The 1632-nt window shown below is 56.7% G+C and carries 1 protein-coding gene; it reads right to left on the bottom strand.

Annotated features, from left to right (window positions below; translation table 11 throughout):
* Positions 1–176 precede the first annotated feature (176 nt).
* Positions 177–1550: an ISNCY family transposase gene (locus JZX87_RS30945; RefSeq protein WP_206829645.1), complete on the bottom strand. Its 1374-nt coding sequence runs from the start codon at positions 1548–1550 to the stop codon at positions 177–179.
* Positions 1551–1632: the final 82 nt, after the last annotated feature.

The following is a 1632-nucleotide window of genomic DNA, read 5'->3' as shown; positions in this document are numbered from 1 at the left end:
TGTGGCGGCAAGGTTGAAATGTCCGACGATTTGCAAAATAGAAATGTCCAACTGATCGCCATACGGCACACCGACCAGCCCCGATCTGAGCGGCTGATCCCGCTTGCAAGATCAGATCGGGGCGGGTGGTATACACACCTCTTCGGCTTTAGCTTTGAGGCTATTCGACGTTCAGTTCACTCCGCAGCTTGCTGCTTCAACAGTGCCTTTTTGCGCCGCGCAATCACCGCGGGATCATTCATGAAATCCGTGCTCCGTCCCGGCTTTCGACCCCGTGGCTGGTAACCGATCTTCTCGCTGTTGGTCTTGACGACCGGCGGCACATGCTGGTCCTGACGCTCCTTGACGTAAGCCAGAATATCACCGAGCCGCTTGTTCTCGGTAATGGCCGCATGCGTCACCCGCTGGTCCTTGTCGAACACCGTATAGGGTAGGGAATATCCTTTCCAGCGCACATCGAGGCGACCATCCGCATAGGCGTAGGTCTCGACATAGCGGCCAACCAGACCACGCGTCACGTCGGTCTCCGCCAGCATGATCCGCTTGCGTTCAAATGAAAATGTCAGCTGTGTTCCGACGTAACGCTGCTCGCGTTTACATAGGATCTCGGTCAATCGATCCGGCGCCAGATTCAGCGGCCGGTGCAAATCATCGGAACGGGCAGGGACGATGGAAAATCGAGCATTATACCGGCTCATGAAACTCGCCAAAAACGCGTTGCCAGCCTCCATGTTATCGATCCTGGCCAGTCGCAGTGCCTTGACCAGGCGATCCTGCAATGTCCGGTTCATCCGTTCGACACGACCCTTGGCTTGGCTCGAATTTGCGCAGAGAATCTCGATGTTTAGCTCGCAAAGCGCACGCCCGAACTGGGTCATGGCCTGACCGCCTTTGGCATCCTTCTTTGCCACTCGGAACACCGAATGTTTGTCTGAATAGAACGCAATCGGGGCGCCATGTTCGCGAAGATACAGCGCCAGTGCTTCAAAGTACGAAAACGCACTTTCCGATCGCACAAACCGCAATTGCATCAACTTGCCGGTCGCATCGTCAATGAAAACCAATAACGAACAGGGATCGCCACGGGCTTCGAACCAGCGATGGTCAGAGCCATCAATCTGCACCAGTTCGCCATAAGCCTCGCGACGCAATCTTGGCTGATGAAACGTCCGACGTTGCTTGCGCGACAACCAGATGCCGGCATCGATCATCCAGCGTCGCAGCGTCTCGCGCGACACACACAATCCATCCCGCTCAGCCAGCATCTCGGAGGCCAGGGTCGGACCGAAGTCCGCATAAGATTCCCGGACCAGCGTCACCGCGTAATCTCGAACGCCCTCGCAGATGCGGTTGTTTGACGGCCGGCCGATCGCCTTGTGCCGGATCGATGCCGCACCACCAGTGCCCATCCGCTTCAACAGCCGACGCACCTGGCGCGTGCTCACGTCAAGCACATGCGCCGCCGTCACCATCGTCATACGGCCAGCCGCTACCTTCGACAAAACTTCGATCCGCTGCAGATCGCGCTCGCTCATCGCTATCAATCCCATCTGCTTGTCTCCGCGTTATCAAACGCGGGGAGTGTGACAGTCTAACTTTGCTGAATTAGGACATTCTAACTTTGCGGCTACA

It is taken from the genome of Agrobacterium sp. Ap1 (assembly GCF_017313375.1).
Classification (GTDB): Bacteria; Pseudomonadota; Alphaproteobacteria; order Rhizobiales; family Rhizobiaceae; genus Neorhizobium; species Neorhizobium cellulosilyticum.
The sequence above is the reverse complement of the archived record's forward strand: the minus strand, read 5'-3'. Positions and strand labels throughout refer to the sequence as shown.

Excerpts from the sequence above, each read along its gene's own strand:
- JZX87_RS30945 (WP_206829645.1), bottom strand. The coding sequence starts at position 1,550 with ATGGGATTGATAGCGATGAGCGAGCGCGATCTGCAGCGGATCGAAGTT.